Annotated in this window: 1 protein-coding gene and 1 pseudogene; both read left to right on the top strand. The window is 72.1% G+C overall.

Features of this window, described 5'->3' with window-relative positions:
* Positions 1-463 (top strand): bifunctional DNA primase/polymerase (locus tag V9U70_RS00130; RefSeq protein WP_336672321.1); only part of this gene is annotated, 463 nt, incomplete at its 5' end.
* An 80-nt stretch (positions 464-543) separates the two neighbouring features.
* Positions 544-795, top strand: a pseudogene (locus V9U70_RS00135) (hypothetical protein); the annotation flags it as partial.

Genomic DNA, 795 nt, shown 5'->3' on the forward strand with positions numbered 1-795 from the left:
CAGCGCGGGCAGGCTCGGCAAGCACATCGACACCCGCGCCCACGGCGGCTACGTCGTCGCCGCCGGGAGCACCCTCCCGAACGGTGCGTACGAGGTGGTCGACCCCACCGACCCCGTACCACTCCCGGAATGGCTGTACGCCATCCTGACGCCCCGTCAGCCTACCCGGGGCCTGATGGCTGTGCCCGTGCCGGTTCGGGCCTCTCGGTACGCCGCAGCGGCCCTCAGGGCCGAAACGGCGGCCGTGGCCGGGGCTGGGGAGGGTTCGCGGAACTGGACGCTAGTTCGGGCCGCCCGAGCGTTGGGGCGGTTCATCCCGTCCGGCGACCTCGACCGCCATGAGGTGGAGCAGGCTCTTAATTCGGCGGGATTGGCGGCCGGCCTCCGTGAGAACGAGTGCCGCGCCGCCGTGACCAGCGCTCTGAACTGGTCCATCGCCAACAACCCCGGGCGGCCGGCATGACCGCCCCCAGGACCCTCCGATTTAAGAGCCTGCCTGCCACCCCGAACACCCCGCAGGCAACCCCCCATGCCGCAGCACGGATGACCGGTGGCGAGCCCAAAGGCGTCGGCCGCAAGGCCGTCCCCGTTGCTGTTCGCCCTGGCCCGCGCCCGCAGCCGGTTCGGTGGCTGGACGTCGTCGCGCCTCCGTCGTTCTCGGCTCTTGTGTCGGCCCGGTCGTGGTGCCGGTGCGGCTTCGAGCGCACCGCACGGGGCCGGTCCGGTGTCCTAGCCCTGATCGAGGCCCACACCGCCCATCCCGAGTCCTGCCCGCTGCTCAACACCGAAGGGAGC

The sequence above is a fragment of the Streptomyces pratensis genome (genome assembly GCF_037137275.1).
GTDB classification, from domain to species: domain Bacteria; phylum Actinomycetota; class Actinomycetes; order Streptomycetales; family Streptomycetaceae; genus Streptomyces; species Streptomyces pratensis_B.